At 71.5% G+C, this 15,762-nt stretch carries 19 protein-coding genes; 13 read left to right on the top strand and 6 right to left on the bottom strand.

The window, feature by feature from the left end; all coding sequences use genetic code 11:
• Window positions 1–36 precede the first annotated feature (36 nt).
• The 3 genes from ACZ66Z_RS27800 to ACZ66Z_RS27790 form a co-directional block, all read right to left on the bottom strand.
• Window positions 37–1,008: a COX15/CtaA family protein gene (locus tag ACZ66Z_RS27800; protein ID WP_469938127.1), complete on the bottom strand. Its 972-nt coding sequence runs from the start codon at window positions 1,006–1,008 to the stop codon at window positions 37–39.
• A gap of 64 nt (window positions 1,009–1,072) precedes the next feature.
• The gene (locus ACZ66Z_RS27795) at window positions 1,073–1,861 is read right to left on the bottom strand and encodes an ABC transporter permease (protein ID WP_469938091.1); all 789 of its coding nucleotides are present in this window, start codon (window positions 1,859–1,861) and stop codon (window positions 1,073–1,075) included.
• A complete protein-coding gene (locus ACZ66Z_RS27790; protein ID WP_469938090.1) occupies window positions 1,858–2,784 on the bottom strand; it encodes an ABC transporter ATP-binding protein in 927 nt (308 codons plus the stop codon). The genes ACZ66Z_RS27795 and ACZ66Z_RS27790 overlap by 4 nt, the downstream gene beginning before the upstream one ends.
• 129 nt (window positions 2,785–2,913) lie before the next feature.
• Between ACZ66Z_RS27790 and ACZ66Z_RS27785 the strand changes: the two genes are divergently transcribed.
• The 9 genes from ACZ66Z_RS27785 to ACZ66Z_RS27745 all read left to right on the top strand — a co-directional run bounded on the left by ACZ66Z_RS27785 (window position 2,914) and on the right by ACZ66Z_RS27745 (window position 10,361).
• Window positions 2,914–3,720 carry a DUF72 domain-containing protein gene (locus tag ACZ66Z_RS27785; protein ID WP_469938089.1) on the top strand — a complete coding sequence of 269 codons (807 nt, stop codon included), beginning with the start codon at window positions 2,914–2,916 and terminating at the stop codon, window positions 3,718–3,720.
• A 103-nt stretch (window positions 3,721–3,823) separates the two neighbouring features.
• Entirely contained in the window at window positions 3,824–4,549 is a 726-nt protein-coding gene (locus ACZ66Z_RS27780) for a helix-turn-helix transcriptional regulator (protein WP_469938088.1), read from the top strand.
• Window positions 4,546–5,961 carry a Fe-S cluster assembly protein SufB gene (sufB, locus tag ACZ66Z_RS27775; protein WP_469938087.1) on the top strand — a complete coding sequence of 472 codons (1,416 nt, stop codon included), beginning with the start codon at window positions 4,546–4,548 and terminating at the stop codon, window positions 5,959–5,961. Before ACZ66Z_RS27780 ends, sufB begins: the two co-directional genes overlap by 4 nt.
• 58 nt (window positions 5,962–6,019) lie before the next feature.
• Window positions 6,020–7,201 carry a Fe-S cluster assembly protein SufD gene (sufD, locus tag ACZ66Z_RS27770; RefSeq protein WP_469938086.1) on the top strand — a complete coding sequence of 394 codons (1,182 nt, stop codon included), beginning with the start codon at window positions 6,020–6,022 and terminating at the stop codon, window positions 7,199–7,201.
• A complete protein-coding gene (locus tag ACZ66Z_RS27765; protein WP_030692512.1) occupies window positions 7,201–7,518 on the top strand; it encodes a bifunctional 3-phenylpropionate/cinnamic acid dioxygenase ferredoxin subunit in 318 nt (105 codons plus the stop codon). Before sufD ends, ACZ66Z_RS27765 begins: the two co-directional genes overlap by 1 nt.
• Window positions 7,519–7,525: 7 nt before the next feature.
• Window positions 7,526–8,290 (top strand): Fe-S cluster assembly ATPase SufC, encoded by a 765-nt coding sequence (sufC, locus tag ACZ66Z_RS27760; protein ID WP_030692513.1) that lies wholly within the window; start codon window positions 7,526–7,528, stop codon window positions 8,288–8,290.
• Window positions 8,287–9,555 carry a cysteine desulfurase gene (locus ACZ66Z_RS27755; protein ID WP_469938085.1) on the top strand — a complete coding sequence of 423 codons (1,269 nt, stop codon included), beginning with the start codon at window positions 8,287–8,289 and terminating at the stop codon, window positions 9,553–9,555. Before sufC ends, ACZ66Z_RS27755 begins: the two co-directional genes overlap by 4 nt.
• 9 nt (window positions 9,556–9,564) lie before the next feature.
• Complete coding sequence (sufU, locus tag ACZ66Z_RS27750) at window positions 9,565–10,026, top strand: Fe-S cluster assembly sulfur transfer protein SufU (RefSeq protein WP_469938084.1); 462 nt, start codon at window positions 9,565–9,567, stop codon at window positions 10,024–10,026.
• Complete coding sequence (locus ACZ66Z_RS27745; protein WP_017238620.1) at window positions 10,023–10,361, top strand: metal-sulfur cluster assembly factor; 339 nt, start codon at window positions 10,023–10,025, stop codon at window positions 10,359–10,361. The genes sufU and ACZ66Z_RS27745 overlap by 4 nt, the downstream gene beginning before the upstream one ends.
• A 58-nt stretch (window positions 10,362–10,419) precedes the next feature.
• Here the strand turns inward: ACZ66Z_RS27745 and ACZ66Z_RS27740 are convergent, their stop codons facing one another.
• Entirely contained in the window at window positions 10,420–11,472 is a 1,053-nt protein-coding gene (locus tag ACZ66Z_RS27740; RefSeq protein WP_469938083.1) for a DUF7847 domain-containing protein, read from the bottom strand.
• 63 nt (window positions 11,473–11,535) lie between these two features.
• On the opposite strand from ACZ66Z_RS27740, the gene ACZ66Z_RS27735 reads away from it, so the two are divergent.
• Genes ACZ66Z_RS27735 through dapD form a run of 3 tightly spaced genes read left to right on the top strand, consistent with a single transcriptional unit; the run spans window position 11,536 to window position 13,480 of the window.
• A complete protein-coding gene (locus tag ACZ66Z_RS27735; RefSeq protein WP_469938082.1) occupies window positions 11,536–11,856 on the top strand; it encodes a DMT family transporter in 321 nt (106 codons plus the stop codon).
• Window positions 11,856–12,452: a TetR/AcrR family transcriptional regulator gene (locus ACZ66Z_RS27730; protein ID WP_469938081.1), complete on the top strand. Its 597-nt coding sequence runs from the start codon at window positions 11,856–11,858 to the stop codon at window positions 12,450–12,452. Before ACZ66Z_RS27735 ends, ACZ66Z_RS27730 begins: the two co-directional genes overlap by 1 nt.
• Window positions 12,453–12,496: 44 nt before the next feature.
• Window positions 12,497–13,480, top strand: a complete 984-nt coding sequence (dapD, locus tag ACZ66Z_RS27725; protein WP_469938080.1) for a 2,3,4,5-tetrahydropyridine-2,6-dicarboxylate N-succinyltransferase — start codon at window positions 12,497–12,499, stop codon at window positions 13,478–13,480.
• Between the two features lie 26 nt (window positions 13,481–13,506).
• Here the strand turns inward: dapD and dapA are convergent, their stop codons facing one another.
• Entirely contained in the window at window positions 13,507–14,391 is an 885-nt protein-coding gene (gene dapA, locus ACZ66Z_RS27720; RefSeq protein ID WP_469938079.1) for a 4-hydroxy-tetrahydrodipicolinate synthase, read from the bottom strand.
• Between the two features lie 133 nt (window positions 14,392–14,524).
• On the opposite strand from dapA, the gene ACZ66Z_RS27715 reads away from it, so the two are divergent.
• Window positions 14,525–15,280: an SDR family NAD(P)-dependent oxidoreductase gene (locus ACZ66Z_RS27715; protein WP_469938078.1), complete on the top strand. Its 756-nt coding sequence runs from the start codon at window positions 14,525–14,527 to the stop codon at window positions 15,278–15,280.
• An 8-nt stretch (window positions 15,281–15,288) separates the two neighbouring features.
• Here the strand turns inward: ACZ66Z_RS27715 and ACZ66Z_RS27710 are convergent, their stop codons facing one another.
• Window positions 15,289–15,732: a GNAT family N-acetyltransferase gene (locus ACZ66Z_RS27710; protein ID WP_469938077.1), complete on the bottom strand. Its 444-nt coding sequence runs from the start codon at window positions 15,730–15,732 to the stop codon at window positions 15,289–15,291.
• Window positions 15,733–15,762 lie beyond the last annotated feature (30 nt).

The raw sequence follows: 15,762 nt of genomic DNA, 5'->3' as shown, positions 1-15,762 counted from the left end.
GGGGGCCTGGCCACGGGACCGTGGATCCAAGGGCCGTCAGGCCGTGGTCGCCAGCTCCGGGTCCGCCTGGGCCGGGATGCCGGGGTCGACGGGCGGACGCTCGCGCAGGCTCAGGGCGAGCCGCAGGACGGCGATCCACATCAGCGAGGAGCCGAGCATGTGGGCGGCGACCAGGAGCTCCGGGACGCCCGTGAAGTACTGGACGTAACCGATCGCCCCCTGGCCCACCAGCACGATCAGCAGGTCGCGGGAGCGGGCCCTGGTGTCGTCGGGGGCGTCCACCACGCGCAGGACCAGCCACATGGCGAGCGCCAGGGCGCAGACGACCCAGGCGGCGATCGCGTGGACGTGGGCGGCGTTCGTCCAGTTCCACGGCATGCGCGGGACGTCGCTGCTGTCGCCGGCGTGCTTGCCGGCGCCGGTCACCGTCGTGCCGAGCACGATCAGCAGCGCGGAGACGATCGTGATCGCCCAGGAGAGCTTCCGGACCGGGCGCGGCACGCGCGGCCGGGGGGCGGTGTCGCCCTCGCCGGTGCGGTGCCAGGTGATGACGGCGACCGTGAGCAGGGAGTTCGCGGCGAGGAAGTGGCCGGCCACCGTCCACGGGTTGAGGCCCATCCACACCGTGATGCCGCCGATGACGGCGTTGCTCATCACGATCCAGAACTGGGCCCAGCCGAGCCGGGTGAGTCCGCGCCGCCACGGCTTGGTGGAGCGGGTGGCGACGATCGCCCAGCCGACCGCGGCCGACAGGACGTACGTCAGCATCCGGTTGCCGAACTCGATCGCGCCCCGGTAGCCCTGTTCGGGCGTCACGATGAGGCTGTCGTCCGTGCACTTCGGCCAGGTGTCGCAGCCGAGACCGGAACCGGTCAGCCGGACCGCGCCGCCGGTGACGATGATGAGCACGCTCATCACGACGGCGGCGAGCGCGGCGCGCCGGAGCGTCCGGGGGGACGGGGTCCAGCGCTGGGCGATGTAGGCGAGGGGGGTCTGCACGGGCCCTATCGTAGGACGGCGCTTGTGCGCGCTTTCACGAGGGGGGCGTATGTGGCGGAACGGAACCTTACGGTTACTCCCAGCGGAAGAACCTCGCCGCCGCCCCGAGGCCCAGGACCGCCCAGACGGCCAGGACCAGCGCGTCGCCCCACGGCATCGACGCCCCGTTCTGGAGGACGTCGCGCAGCCCGTCCGAGAGCGCGGAGATCGGGAGCAGCGCGAGCGCGTCGCCCGCCGCGCCGAACCTCTCCAGCGGGACGAGGACCCCGCCGCCCACCAGGAGCAGCAGGAAGACCAGGTTCGCGGCGGCGAGGGTGGCCTCGGCCTTCAGGGTGCCGGCCATCAGCAGGCCCAGTCCGGAGAAGGCGGCCGTGCCGAGGACCAGGAGCAGCAGGACGGACAGGACGCCCGTGAACGTCGCGGCGCCCTGCGGGGACCAGCCGAGCGCCAGGGCGATCGCCGTCAGGAGCGCGACCTGGAGGACCTCGGTGACCAGGACGGAGAGCGTCTTGGCGGTCATGAGCGCCCAGCGGGGGAGCGGTGAGGCACCGAGCCGCTTGAGCACCCCGTACCGCCGCTCGAAGCCGGTCGCGATGGCCTGGCCGGTGAAGGCGGTGGACAGCACGGCGAGCGCGAGGACGCCGGGGGCGAGGAAGTCGACGGCCTCGTCGGCGCCGGTGCCGCTGGTGTCGACGACGTCGACGGTGGAGAACAGCACCAGGAGGAGGGACGGGATGATCACCGTGAGGAGGAGCTGCTCGCCGTTGCGCAGCAGCATCCTGGTCTCCAGGGCGGCCTGCGCGGCGATCATCCGCCCGACGGGGGCGGCCCCCGGCTTCGGTGCGTACGTACCAGTGCTCACGACCGCAGCTCCTTGCCGGTCAGTTCCAGGAAGACGTCTTCGAGGGTGTGGCGCTCGACCGAGATGCGGTCGGGCATGACCCCGTGCTGGGCGCACCAGGTGGTGACGGTGGCGAGCAGCTGGGGATCGACGGCGCCGGTGATCCGGTACGTGCCGGGCAGCGTCTCCGCGGCGGCCGAGCCGTCCGGGAGCGCCTTGAGCAGGGAGCCGAGGTCGAGGCCGGGGCGGCCGCTGAAGCGCAGGGTGTTCTCGGCGCCGCCGCGGCACAGGTCCTCGGGGCTGCCCTGGGCGGCGACCCGGCCGGCGTCGACGATGGCGACGTCGTCGGCGAGCTCCTCGGCCTCCTGCATGAAGTGGGTGGTGAGGACCACGGTCACGCCGTCGGCGCGGAGCTCGCGGACCAGCTCCCAGGTGGCGCGGCGGGCCTGCGGGTCGAGTCCGGCGGTGGGCTCGTCGAGGAAGACGAGCTCGGGGCGGCCGACGACGGCCATGGCGAGCGCGAGGCGCTGCTGCTGGCCGCCGGAGAGCCGCCGGTAGGTCGTACGGCCGCAGGAGCCGAGGCCGAGGCGCTCGATCAGGGCGTCGACGTCCAGCGGGTGGGCGTGGAGCTTCGCCGTGTGGCGGAGCATCTCGTCGGCACGGGCGCCGGAGTAGACGCCTCCGGACTGGAGCATCACGCCGATCCTGGGGCGCAGGGCGGCGGCGTCGGCGACGGGGTCGAGGCCCAGGACGCGGACGGTGCCGCCGTCGGGTCTGCGGTAGCCCTCGCAGGTCTCGACCGTGGTGGTCTTGCCGGCCCCGTTGGGGCCGAGGACGGCGGTGACGGTGCCCGCGCGGACGTCGAGGTCGAGGCCGTCGACGGCGGTCTTGCTTCCGTACCGCTTGACCAGGCCGCGGACCTGGACGACGGACTCGTATGACATGTCCGGAAGTCTAAGGACCCGGCGGACGCGCGCGGGCCGCGCCCCCGGATTCCGGCCGCGGCCCGGACCGGGGCGCCCCCGCCCCGAACCGCCCCGGGTGAGCCGTCCCGTACGGGGAAGGAGCGGCACATGCCCGTGTACATCGGCACGTCCGGATGGCAGTACCGCGACTGGCGGGGCGTGCTCTATCGCGAGGGCCTGCCGCAGCGGCTCTGGCTGGAGGAGTACGCGCGCTCGTTCGCGACCGTGGAGAACAACAACGCCTTCTACCGGCTGCCCGAGCGGCAGACCTTCGCGGCGTGGCGGGAGCGGACGCCCGAGGGCTTCGTCATGGCGGTGAAGGCGAGCCGCTTCCTCACCCACGTCAAGCGCCTGAAGGACCCCGAGGAGCCGGTGGAGCGGCTCATGGGACGGGCCGAGGCGCTGGGGGCCCGGCTCGGCCCCGTCTTGCTCCAGCTGCCGCCGACGCTGCGCGCGGACGCGCGTCTGCTGGACGCGGTGCTCGCGTGCTTCCCGGCCGGGGTCCGGGTGGCGGTGGAGCCGCGGCACGACTCGTGGTGGACGGAGGGGATCGCCGGGGTCCTGCGGGACCACGGGGCCGCCCTGTGCTGGGCGGACCGGGGCTCGCGGCCGGTGACGCCGCTGTGGCGGACGGCGGACTGGGGGTACGTGCGCTTCCACGAGGGCCGGGCCCGGCCCTGGCCCCGCTACGGCCGACAGGCGCTGGGGGGCTGGGCGGACCGGGTCGCGACGGCCTGGCCGGAGGACGCGGACGTGTTCGCGTTCTTCAACAACGACCCGGGTGGCGCAGCGGTCCGCGACGCGGATTTCTTCGCGCGCCTGGTGCGCTCGCGGGGCCGGACGGTGGCGCGGCCGGGAGCCCGGAACGGGGCCGGAGGGCCTGGTCGGGCGGCCGGGGATTCATCCCACCAATGATCGTTTCCCCAGGTCAGGTAAGCCTAACCTGAGTGACGTACCGCACCGTCGCCGGTTCGGGCGTCGCTTGTCACTCCTCGATTAATTACGCAACAATGGCGTTGTGAAAAACGTCGGCGCGGCTCCGGTGGAGGAACTCGCGACCCGAGAGCGTTCCACGCGCAACCGGGTCGCGCGGTCGATCCTGGACCACGGGCCCTCGACCGTCGCCGATCTGGCCGGCCGGCTCCGCCTCACCCAGGCGGCCGTACGCCGCCACCTCGACTCGCTGGTCGCCGAGAACGTCGTCGAGGCCCGCGAGAAGCGCGTCTACGGGACCCGCACCCGCGGCCGCCCCGCGAAGGTCTTCGCGCTCACCGACTGCGGCCGGGACGCCTTCGACCAGTCGTACGACTCCCTCGCCGTCGAGGCGCTCCGCTGGATCGAGCGCAACGCCGGCGGAGAGGCGGCCGTCGCCGCCTTCGCCCGCGACCGGATCGAGGCCCAGGCCGGGGCGTACCGCGAGGCCGTCGAGGCCGCCGAGCCCGCGCAGCGGACCGAGGCACTGGCCAAGGCCCTCACGGCGGACGGGTACGCTGCCACTGCGCGGAACGCGCCGGTCGGCGAGCAGCTCTGCCAGCACCACTGCCCGGTCGCCCACGTCGCCGAGCAGTACCCACAGCTGTGCGAGGCGGAGACGGAATTCTTCTCCCGCCTCCTGGGAACGCACGTCCAGCGTCTGGCCACCATCGCGCATGGTGACGGCGTCTGCACCACGTTCATCCCGCACGGCACCCCACAGACCACCGAATCAGCATCCGCAAGCACGGCCGGGAGGAACCCCGCATGACCACCGAGATCAGCCACCCCGAGCTCGAGGGCCTGGGTCGGTACGAGTACGGCTGGGCCGACTCCGACGCGGCCGGTGCCGCCGCCAAGCGCGGTCTCAACGAGGACGTCGTCCGCGACATCTCCGCGAAGAAGAACGAGCCCGAGTGGATGCTCAAGCTGCGTCTCAAGGGTCTGCGGCTCTTCGACAAGAAGCCCATGCCGACCTGGGGCTCCGACCTCTCCGGCATCGACTTCGACAACATCAAGTACTTCGTGCGTTCCACCGAGAAGCAGGCCGCTTCCTGGGAGGAACTGCCCGAGGACATCAAGAACACGTACGACAAGCTCGGCATCCCTGAGGCGGAGAAGCAGCGCCTCGTCGCGGGTGTCGCCGCCCAGTACGAGTCCGAGGTCGTCTACCACCAGATCCGCGAGGACCTGGAGGAGCAGGGCGTCGTCTTCGTCGACACCGACACCGCGCTGAAGGAGCACGAGGAGCTCTTCAAGGAGTACTTCGGCACCGTCATCCCGGTCGGCGACAACAAGTTCGCCTCCCTGAACACGGCCGTCTGGTCCGGCGGCTCGTTCATCTACGTGCCGAAGGGTGTGCACGTCGAGATCCCGCTCCAGGCCTACTTCCGCATCAACACGGAGAACATGGGCCAGTTCGAGCGGACGCTGATCGTCGTCGACGAGGACGCCTACGTCCACTACGTCGAGGGCTGCACCGCCCCGATCTACTCCTCCGACTCGCTGCACAGCGCCGTCGTCGAGATCATCGTGAAGAAGGGCGGCCGCTGCCGCTACACGACCATCCAGAACTGGTCGAACAACGTCTACAACCTGGTGACCAAGCGCGCCGTCGCCTACGAGGGCGCCACCATGGAGTGGGTCGACGGCAACATCGGCTCCAAGGTCACCATGAAGTACCCGGCCGTCTACCTGATGGGCGAGCACGCCAAGGGCGAGACCCTGTCCATCGCCTTCGCGGGCGAGGGCCAGCACCAGGACGCCGGCGCCAAGATGGTCCACATGGCCCCGAACACCTCCTCCAACATCGTCTCCAAGTCGGTGGCGCGAGGCGGCGGCCGCACCTCCTACCGCGGTCTCATCGAGATCGGCGAGGGTGCCCCGGGCGCCAAGTCCAACGTGCTCTGCGACGCGCTGCTCGTCGACACGATCTCCCGCTCCGACACGTACCCCTACGTGGACGTGCGCGAGGACGACGTCTCCATGGGCCACGAGGCCACCGTCTCCAAGGTCTCCGAGGACCAGCTCTTCTACCTGATGAGCCGCGGCCTCACCGAGTTCGAGGCCATGGCGATGATCGTCCGCGGCTTCGTCGAGCCCATCGCCAAGGAGCTCCCCATGGAGTACGCCCTGGAGCTCAACCGGCTGATCGAGCTGCAGATGGAGGGTGCGGTCGGCTGACGCCGCCCCGCCGTCCACACCCCCGGTTCTTACGTAGGAAGAGAGCAACACGACAGCCATGGCTGAGGCTCAGAACATCCCGGCGGGATCCACCACCGCCGGCTCGATCGCGGTGGCCGCCGAGTCCACCGTCGCCACGCGCATGAGCGCGCCCCCGTCCTTCGACGTCGCGGACTTCCCCGTCCCGCACGGCCGCGAGGAGGAGTGGCGGTTCACCCCGCTGGCGCGCCTGCGCGGCCTCCACGACGGAACCGCCGTCGTCTCCGGCGAGGGCGTCAAGGTCGAGATCGAGGCCCCCGAGGGCGTCACCGTGGAGACCGTCGGCCGCGACGACGAGCGCCTCGGCAAGGCCGGCACGCCCGTCGACCGCGTCGCCGCCCAGGCGTACTCCTCCTTCGAGAAGGCCTCGGTCGTCACCGTCGCCAAGGAGGTGGTGCTCACCGAGCCGATCCGCATCTCCGTGCACGGCCAGGGCGGCGTCGCCTTCGGCCACCAGGTGATCGAGCTCGGCGCCTTCGCCGAGGCCGTCGTGGTCCTCGACCACACCGGCGACGCGGTGCTCGCCGCCAACGTGGACTACGTCCTCGGCGACGGCGCCAAGCTGACCGTCGTCTCCGTCCAGGACTGGGACGAGAGCGCCGTCCACGTCGCCCAGCACAACGCCCTGGTCGGCCGCGACGCCTCCTTCAAGTCGGTCGTCGTCACCTTCGGCGGCGACGTCGTCCGCATCCACCCGCGCGTGCGGTACGCGGCCCCCGGCGGCGAGGCCGAGCTCTTCGGCCTGTACTTCACCGACGCCGGCCAGCACCAGGAGCACCGCCTCCTGGTCGACCACAACACCCCGCACTGCAAGTCCAACGTGGCCTACAAGGGCGCGCTGCAGGGCCAGGACGCGCACGCCGTCTGGATCGGCGACGTGCTCATCCAGGCCGCCGCCGAGGGCACCGACACGTACGAGCTCAACCGGAACCTGGTCCTCACGGACGGCGCCCGGGTCGACTCCGTGCCGAACCTGGAGATCGAGACCGGCGAGATCGCCGGCGCCGGTCACGCCTCGGCCACCGGCCGCTTCGACGACGAGCAGCTCTTCTACCTGATGGCCCGCGGCATCCCGGAGGCCGAGGCCCGCCGCCTCGTCGTCCGCGGCTTCTTCGCGGAGCTCGTCCAGCAGATCGGTCTGCCGGACGTCCAGGAGCGACTCCTCGCCAAGATCGAGGCCGAGCTGGAGGCCTCCGTCTGATGGCCTTCGTCCGAGTCTGCGCGCTGAGCGAGCTGGAGGCCGACACCCCGAAGCGGGTCGAGGTCGACGGCACGCCGGTGTCGGTCGTGCACACCGAGGGCGAGGTGTACGCGATCAACGACATCTGCTCGCACGCGAACGTCTCCCTCTCGGAGGGCGAGGTCGAGGACTGCGCGATCGAGTGCTGGCTGCACGGCTCCAGCTTCGACCTGCGCACGGGCAAGCCCTCCGGCCTGCCCGCGACGCGCCCCGTCCCCGTATACCCCGTAAAGATCGAAGGGGACGATGTGCTCGTCTCCGTCACCCAGGAGTCCTGAGTCACCCATGGCTACGCTTGAAATCCACGACCTGCACGTCTCCGTCGAGGCGGAGAACGGCCCCCGCGAGATCCTCAAGGGCGTCGACCTGACCATCAAGCAGGGCGAGACCCACGCCGTCATGGGCCCCAACGGCTCCGGCAAGTCGACCCTGGCGTACTCCCTCGCGGGGCACCCGAAGTACACGGTCACCGGCGGCACCGTCACCCTCGACGGCGAGGACGTCCTGGAGATGTCGGTCGACGAGCGCGCCCGTGCCGGCGTCTTCCTCGCCATGCAGTACCCGGTCGAGGTCCCCGGCGTCTCGGTCTCCAACTTCCTGCGCACCTCCGCCACCGCCGTCCGTGGCGAGGCGCCCAAGCTGCGCACCTGGGTGAAGGAGGTCAAGTCCGCCATGGAGCAGCTCCAGATGGACCCGGCCTTCGCCGAGCGCAACGTCAACGAGGGCTTCTCCGGCGGTGAGAAGAAGCGCCACGAGATCCTCCAGCTGGAGCTCCTCAAGCCGAAGATCGCGATCCTCGACGAGACCGACTCGGGCCTCGACGTCGACGCCCTGCGCATCGTCTCCGAGGGCGTCAACCGCGTCCGCGAGACCGGTGAGGTCGGCACCCTGCTGATCACCCACTACACGCGCATCCTGCGCTACATCAAGCCCGACTTCGTGCACGTCTTCGCGAACGGCCGCATCGCCGAGTCCGGCGGCGCCGAGCTCGCCGACGTCCTGGAGAACGAGGGCTACGACAAGTACGTGAAGGGTGGCGCATCCGCGTGACTTCCGCCCATCAGGGGCTGACCGGCCTCCTCGACACCGAGGCGATCCGCAAGGACTTCCCGCTCCTGGATCGCGTGGTCCACGACGGCAAGAAGATCGTGTACCTCGACTCCGCGGCGACCTCGCAGAAGCCGCGGCAGGTCCTCGACGCGCTCAACCAGTACTACGAGCGTCACAACGCCAACGTCCACCGCGGCGTCTACACGGTCGCCGAGGAGGCGACGGCGCTGTACGAAGGCGCCCGTGACAAGGTCGCGGCCTTCATCAACGCGCCGAGCCGCGACGAGGTGATCTTCACCAAGAACGCCTCCGAGTCGCTCAACCTCGTGGCCAACATGCTGGGCTGGGCCGACGAGCCCTACCGCGTGGACCACGAGACCGAGATCGCCATCACGGAGATGGAGCACCACTCCAACATCGTGCCGTGGCAGCTGCTCTCGCAGCGCACGGGCGCGAAGCTGAAGTGGTTCGGCCTCACCGACGACGGCCGTCTCGACCTCTCGAACATCGAGGAGGTCATCACCGAGAAGACCAAGATCGTCTCGTTCACGCTGGTCTCGAACCTGCTGGGCACGTTCAACCCGGTGGAGACGATCATCCGCCGCGCCCAGGAGGTCGGTGCGCTCGTCTGCATCGACGCCTCCCAGGCGGCCCCGCACATGGTCCTGGACGTGCAGGCGCTCCAGGCCGACTTCGTGGCCTTCACCGGCCACAAGATGTGCGGCCCGACCGGCATCGGCGTGCTGTGGGGACGGCAGGAGCTCCTGGAGGACCTCCCGCCCTTCCTCGGCGGCGGCGAGATGATCGAGACCGTCTCGATGCACTCCTCGACGTACGCGCCGGCACCGCACAAGTTCGAGGCGGGCACGCCCCCGATCGCCCAGGCCGTCGGCCTCGGCGCGGCCGTGGACTACCTGTCGGCGATCGGCATGGAGAACATCGCGCGCCACGAGCACGCGATCACCGAGTACGCCGTCCGGCGCCTCCAGGAGGTGCCGGACCTGCGGATCATCGGCCCCACCACGGCCGAGGACCGCGGCGCGGCGATCTCCTTCACGCTGGGCGACATCCACCCGCACGACGTGGGCCAGGTCCTCGACGAGGAGGGCATCGCGGTCCGGGTCGGCCACCACTGCGCGCGGCCGGTCTGCCTGCGGTACGGAATTCCTGCGACCACGCGGGCGTCGTTCTATCTGTACTCCACCCCGGCCGAGGTCGACGCCCTGGTCGCGGGTCTGGAGCACGTACGGAACTTCTTCGGGTAGGGGTCGGTCGTGAAGCTGGATTCGATGTACCAGGACGTCATCCTGGACCACTACAAGCACCCGCACGGGCGCGGTCTTCGGGACGGCGACGCCGAGGTGCACCACGTCAACCCGACGTGCGGCGACGAGATCACGCTCCGCGTGAAGTACGACGGCTCGCGCATCGAGGACGTGTCGTACGAGGGCCAGGGCTGCTCCATCAGCCAGGCCTCGGCCTCCGTCCTCAACGAGCTGCTCGTCGGCAAGGAGCTGGCCGAGGCGCAGAGGATCCAGGGCACCTTCCTGGAGCTGATGCAGTCCAAGGGCCAGATCGAGCCGGACGAGGCGATGGAGGAGGTCCTGGAGGACGCGGTCGCGTTCGCCGGGGTCTCCAAGTACCCGGCCCGTGTGAAGTGCGCGCTGCTCAGCTGGATGGCGTGGAAGGACGCGACCGCCCAGGCGCTGGGTGAGGCGGAGAGGAAGTCGGCATGACCGAGAACGCCGAGGCCACGATGAAGCCGGCCTCCGAGGAAGAGGTCCGTGAGGCGCTGTACGACGTCGTCGACCCCGAGCTGGGCATCGACGTCGTCAACCTGGGCCTGATCTACGGCATCCACATCGACGACTCGAACGTCGCGACGCTGGACATGACCCTGACGTCGGCGGCCTGCCCGCTGACCGATGTGATCGAGGACCAGGCGAAGTCCGCCACGGACGGCATCGTCAACGAGCTGAAGATCAACTGGGTCTGGATGCCCCCGTGGGGTCCGGACAAGATCACGGACGACGGCCGCGAGCAGCTGCGCGCGCTCGGCTTCAACGTCTGAGTCACCCGGTGAGAACGGCCGCACCCCCTGGGGTGCGGCCGTTCCTCCGTTGTGGGCGTTACGGGATCGTGCCCGCCGCACGGGCCAGTTCCGGGGCCAGGTTCTCCTTGCGGATGCGCTGGTCCACGTAGAGCAGGGCGGCGACCAGGGGCGGGAAGACGGAGACGATCCCCTGGCTGATCAGCTGGCCCACGGCGAGGAAGCCGAAGAGGACCATGAAGGAGGCCGTGAGGCTCGCGGGGTCGTCGCTCGAGAAGTCCATGGTCGCCAGCGGCGCCGAGAGCAGCAGCGAGACGACCTGCTGGATCGCCCAGCTCGCCACGGCCGCCATCGCGCCGACGGCGAGCAGGCAGCCGAAGACGCGCCACCAGGAGCCCCGGACCAGGGACGAGGAGCGGCGCATCGAGGCGAAGGCGCCCTGGCCCTCCATCACCGCCGCCGACGGGGCCAGGCTGAACTTCACCCAGATCCAGAGCGCGAGCGGAAGGGTGACCATCGCGCCGAGGAACGCCAGGAAGGGCGCGATCAGCGGGCCGGTCTGGATCGAGAGCAGCGCCACGGTCAGGGCGACGAAGCCGACCAGGAAGAGCGCGGCCGGGAGCAGCAGCGCCAGAGAGGTCAGCAGCACCGTGCCGATGACGGCCGGCGTCCGCGACCAGGCCCGCCGCCAGATCGCGCCGAAGGCGGTGGGCCGGCCGAGGACCGCCTCCTGGACCACGGCGGGGCAGGCGGCCGCGACCACGGCGTTGGCGAAGGCGATCGTGATCACGGCGACGAGCCAGACGCAGACGAAGGCGACGAGCAGCGGCCGGACGTCCTCCCACCGCGGCTCCTGGCCCGCCGCCGGGTCGAACACCGCGGGGAAGAGGTCGCCGACGGCCGCGTACGCGATGCCGAGCGCTCCACCGAGGATCAGGAGCATGACACCGTAGACCACCCCCACCACGCCGAGCAGCTGCTTCCAGTGGCGGCCGAAGGTCGCGAAGGCACCGCTCAGGATCGTGCCGAAACCGAGCGGGGCCAGGGGTATCACGCCGGGCTTCGGCGGCGGGGGCGGCGGCGGGTAGCCGTAGCCGTAGGGCGGGCCCGGCGGGCCTGCGGGAGAAGTCATGCGGGACACCGTATCGGTGGCTGACATGTACACCCGTACGCCGCCCTGTGTACGGTCGTACATATGGGCTACGGACTCCTTGCGGGCGCCATCGCGGCGGAGGTACTCGCCACCACCTCGATGAAGTACAGCGAGGGCTTCACCCGGCTCTGGCCCTCCGTCGTCACCGGCGCGGGCTACCTCCTCGCCTTCGCGCTCCTCGCCCGGGCGCTCAGGACGCTCCAGGTCGGCACCGCCTACGCCATCTGGGCCGGGGTCGGCACCGCCGCCGTCGCCGTCATCGGCTTCCTCTTCCTCGACGAGGGCCTCGACGCCGCCAAGATCGCCGGGATCGTCCTCATCATCGCCGGGGTCGCCGTGCTCAACCTCGGCGGCGCGCACTGATGGCACGGGCCCGGAGGCACGACCCCGGACGGCGCGAACGGATCGTCGACGCCGCCCTCGCCGTCGTCGGACGCGCCGGGATCGGCGGCCTCAGCCACCGCACGGTGGCCGTCGAGGCCGACGTGCCGCTCGGCTCCACCACGTACCACTTCGCCTCCCTCGACGAACTCCTCGTCGCGGCACTGCGCCGGGTCGACGACACCTTCGGGACGCGGCTGCGGCAGGGCCCCGAGATCGACGCGCCCGACCTGGCCGCCGGCCTCGCCGCGCTCATGCGCGAGTGGCTGGGCGCCGAACCCCCCGGCGTGGAACTGGAGTACGAGCTCTACCTCGCCGCCCTGCGCCGCCCCGCCCTGCGTCCCGTCGCCGCGGAATGGACCGACGAGGCCGTCGCCGCCCTCGCCCCGCGCACCGGAACCGCCACGGCCCGCGCCCTGGTCGCCCTCATGGACGGCATCAGCCTCCAGGTGCTGCTCACCGGGGCCGCGTACGACGAGGAGCACGCCCGGGAGATGCTGGCCCGGATCCTGAACGAAGACCCGAACCGGCGGGCCGGGACCTCGTCGGAACCGCCGACGGACCCGACCGACACCTGAGACCGGTTGGCCCGGGCAGGGGGCCGCCCGTTAGGTTTTCCGTCATGACCACTGCTCCTCGCACCACCGGCGCCGTCGCCGCCGGCCTCGCCACCCTCGCCGGCGACGGCACCGTTCTCGACACCTGGTTCCCCGCCCCCCGGCTGACCGACGCAGCCGGTCCCGCCGGCACCGAGCGGCTCTCGCCCGACGAGGCCGTCGACGCCCTCGGCGAGGGCGCCGCCAAGGCCCTCGGCGTGGACGCCCGCCGGGGCGTCGAGGTGGTCGCCGTCCGCACCGTCATCTCCTCGCTCGACGAGAAGCCGCTCGACGCCCACGACGCCTACCTGCGCCTCCACCTGCTCAGCCACCGCCTGGTCAAGCCGCACGGCCAGAGCCTGGACGGCCTCTTCGGCCTGCTCGCCAACGTCGCCTGGACCTCGCTCGGCCCGGTCGCCGTCGACGACATCGAGAAGGTGCGGCTCAACGCCCGCGCCGAGGGCCTGCACCTTTCGGTCACCTCGATCGACAAGTTCCCGCGCATGACCGACTACGTCGTGCCCGCCGGCGTCCGCGTCGCCGATGCCGACCGCGTCCGCCTCGGCGCCCACCTCGCCGCCGGCACCACCGTCATGCACGAGGGCTTCGTCAACTTCAACGCCGGCACCCTCGGCACCTCCATGGTCGAGGGCCGCATCTCCGCCGGTGTCGTCGTCGGCAACGGCTCCGACATCGGCGGCGGCGCCTCCACCATGGGCACCCTCTCCGGCGGCGGCAACGTCGTCATCTCGATCGGCGAGCGCTGCCTCGTCGGCGCCGAGGCGGGCGTCGGCATCGCGCTGGGCGACGAGTGCGTCGTCGAGGCCGGTCTGTACGTCACCGCCGGCACCCGGGTCACCATGCCCGACGGCCAGGTCGTGAAGGCCCGCGAGCTCTCCGGCGCCTCCCACATCCTCTTCCGCCGCAACTCGGTCACCGGTGCCGTCGAGGCCCGCCCGAACAACGCGGTCTGGGGCGGACTGAACGACATCCTGCACAGCCACAACTGAGGCACCGGTCCGGGCGGAGTCACCGGCTACACCGGCGACTCCGCCCGGACCAGCGCCCCGTGCGCCGCGCGCAGCCCGTCGACCGTCTCCCGGTCGGCGGGCTGCAGCGGTTCGCGCACCGGGCCGCCGAGGAGCGCCTTCACGGTCACCGTGCCCGGCAGGCCCGAGGCCATCATCAGCTCGGCCAGCGGCAGGGTCTCGGCGTTGAGCCGGGCCGCGCCCGCGGTGTCACCCGCGTCGAAGGCGTCCAGGACCGCGCGCATCCGGCGCGGCGCCACGTTCGCCACCGTACTGACGTAGCCGGCGCCGCCCACCGCGTACAGCGGCAGGTTCAGCTCCTCGCAGCCCGAGTAGTACGCGAGCCCCGTCTCCGCGATCGACCGGGCCGAGCCCAGCAGGTCGTACGAGCAGTCCTTCACCGCCACGATCCGCGGATGCCGGGCGATTCGCCGCATCGTCGCGGGCTCGACCCGGGTGCCGGTGCGGCCGGGGATGTCGTAGACCATCACCGGCAGCCCGGTCGCGTCCGCGACCTTCAGGAAGTGCGCCTCGACGGCCGACTGCGGGGGGCGGCTGTAGTACGGGGTGACGACGAGCAGCCCGTCCGCCCCCGCCTCCTCGGCCTGCCGGGCCAGTTCCAGGGTGTGGCGGGTGTCGGCGGTGCCCACCCCCGTCAGGACCGACGGGCCGGCGCCGACCGCCTCGCGGACGGCGCGGACGAGCGCGGCCTTCTCGGCGTCGGTGGTGGTCGGGGACTCGCCCGTCGTGCCGTTGAGGACCAGGCCGTCGCAGCCCTCCGCGAGGAGCCGGACGGCGAGTTCCCCCGCTGCGTCGAGGTCGAGCGCACCGGTGGGGGTGAACGGGGTGATCATCGCGCAGAGGGCGCGCCCGAAGGGACGTTCCGTGTTCATCCGTGCAGTCTGTGCGCGGGCGACCGTGAAGGTCCACTTAGATCTGCTTGGTTCGAGGATTCAGTTTCCGTGAACGATGGCCGTCTGGCATGATCGGCCGGGCGCGACAGGGGGACATGGAGAACAGCACAGCATGAGCGCACACAGCACGGCCGCTGACCGGCGCGTCGCACTCGTCACCGGTTCGTCCTCGGGCATCGGAGCCGCCGTCGCCCGACGGCTCGCCGACGCCGGCTTCCGGGTCGTCGTCAACTCCGCACGGTCGGCCGAAGCGGGCGGGGCCCTCGCCGCCGAACTGCCGGACGCGGTCTACGTCCGGGCCGACGTCTCCGACGAGGCCCAGGCCACGGCCCTCGTCGAGGCCGCGGTGGAGGAGTACGGCCGCCTCGACCTCCTCGTCAACTGCGCGGGCACCACCCGGTTCATCCCGCACGACGACCTCGAGGCCGCCTCGCCCGAGGTCTGGCGCCACCTCTACGACGTCAACGTCATCGGCGTCTGGCAGACCGTCACCGCCGCCGTCCCGCACCTGCGGAAGACCCGCGGCAACGTCGTCACCGTCTCCTCCCAGGCCGGCGTCCGGCCCGGCGGCAGCTCCATCCCGTACGCCGTCTCCAAGGCCGCCGTCAACCACATGACGAAGCTCCTCGCCAAGACCCTCGGCCCCGAGATCCGCGTCAACGCGGTCGCGCCCGGCTTCGTCGACACCCCCTGGTTCGACGGCGTCGAGGGCGCCGACGCCGCCAAGGAGCACGTGGCCGGGGTCGTCCCGCTGCGCCGGGTCGGCCGCCCCGAGGACATCGCCGGCGCCGTCTTCGACCTGGCCCACGCCTCGTACGTCACCGGCGAGATCCTCCTCGTGGACGGCGGCGGGCACCTCCTGGGCTGAGACCGCCGTCAGAGCGTGCGCCTGAAGCCGTCGTGGCTGCGGGCGAAGCCCAGCGAGGCGTAGAAGCGGTGGGCGTCCGTCCGCCGCTCGTCGCTGGTCAGCTGGACGAGCGCGCAGCCGCGCTCCTCCGCCCGCGCCACGGCCCGCTCCATCAGCTCCCGGCCGAGCCCGCCGCCGCGCCGGTCGGCCCGGATCCGGACCGCCTCGATCAGGGCCCGCTCGGCGCCGCCCTTGCCGAGCACCGGGACGTACGTGGCCTGGAGGCAGCCCAGGACGAGGTCGCCGTCCACCAGGACCAGCGTCTCATTGCGCGGATCGTCCCGGATGTCCGCGAAGGCCCGCTCGTACGCGTCGGTGACGACGACCGAGGCGGGGTCCACGACCCGGTCCTCGTCGGCGAGCAGGGCGAGGACGGCGGGCAGTTCGGCACGGGTGGCGGGGCGAAGGACCACGGCCGGAAGTCTTCCATGGACTCCCTTGAC

The organism is Streptomyces sp. NPDC107498, from assembly GCF_055582805.1.
This window is presented reverse-complemented; position numbering and strand designations above follow the sequence as displayed.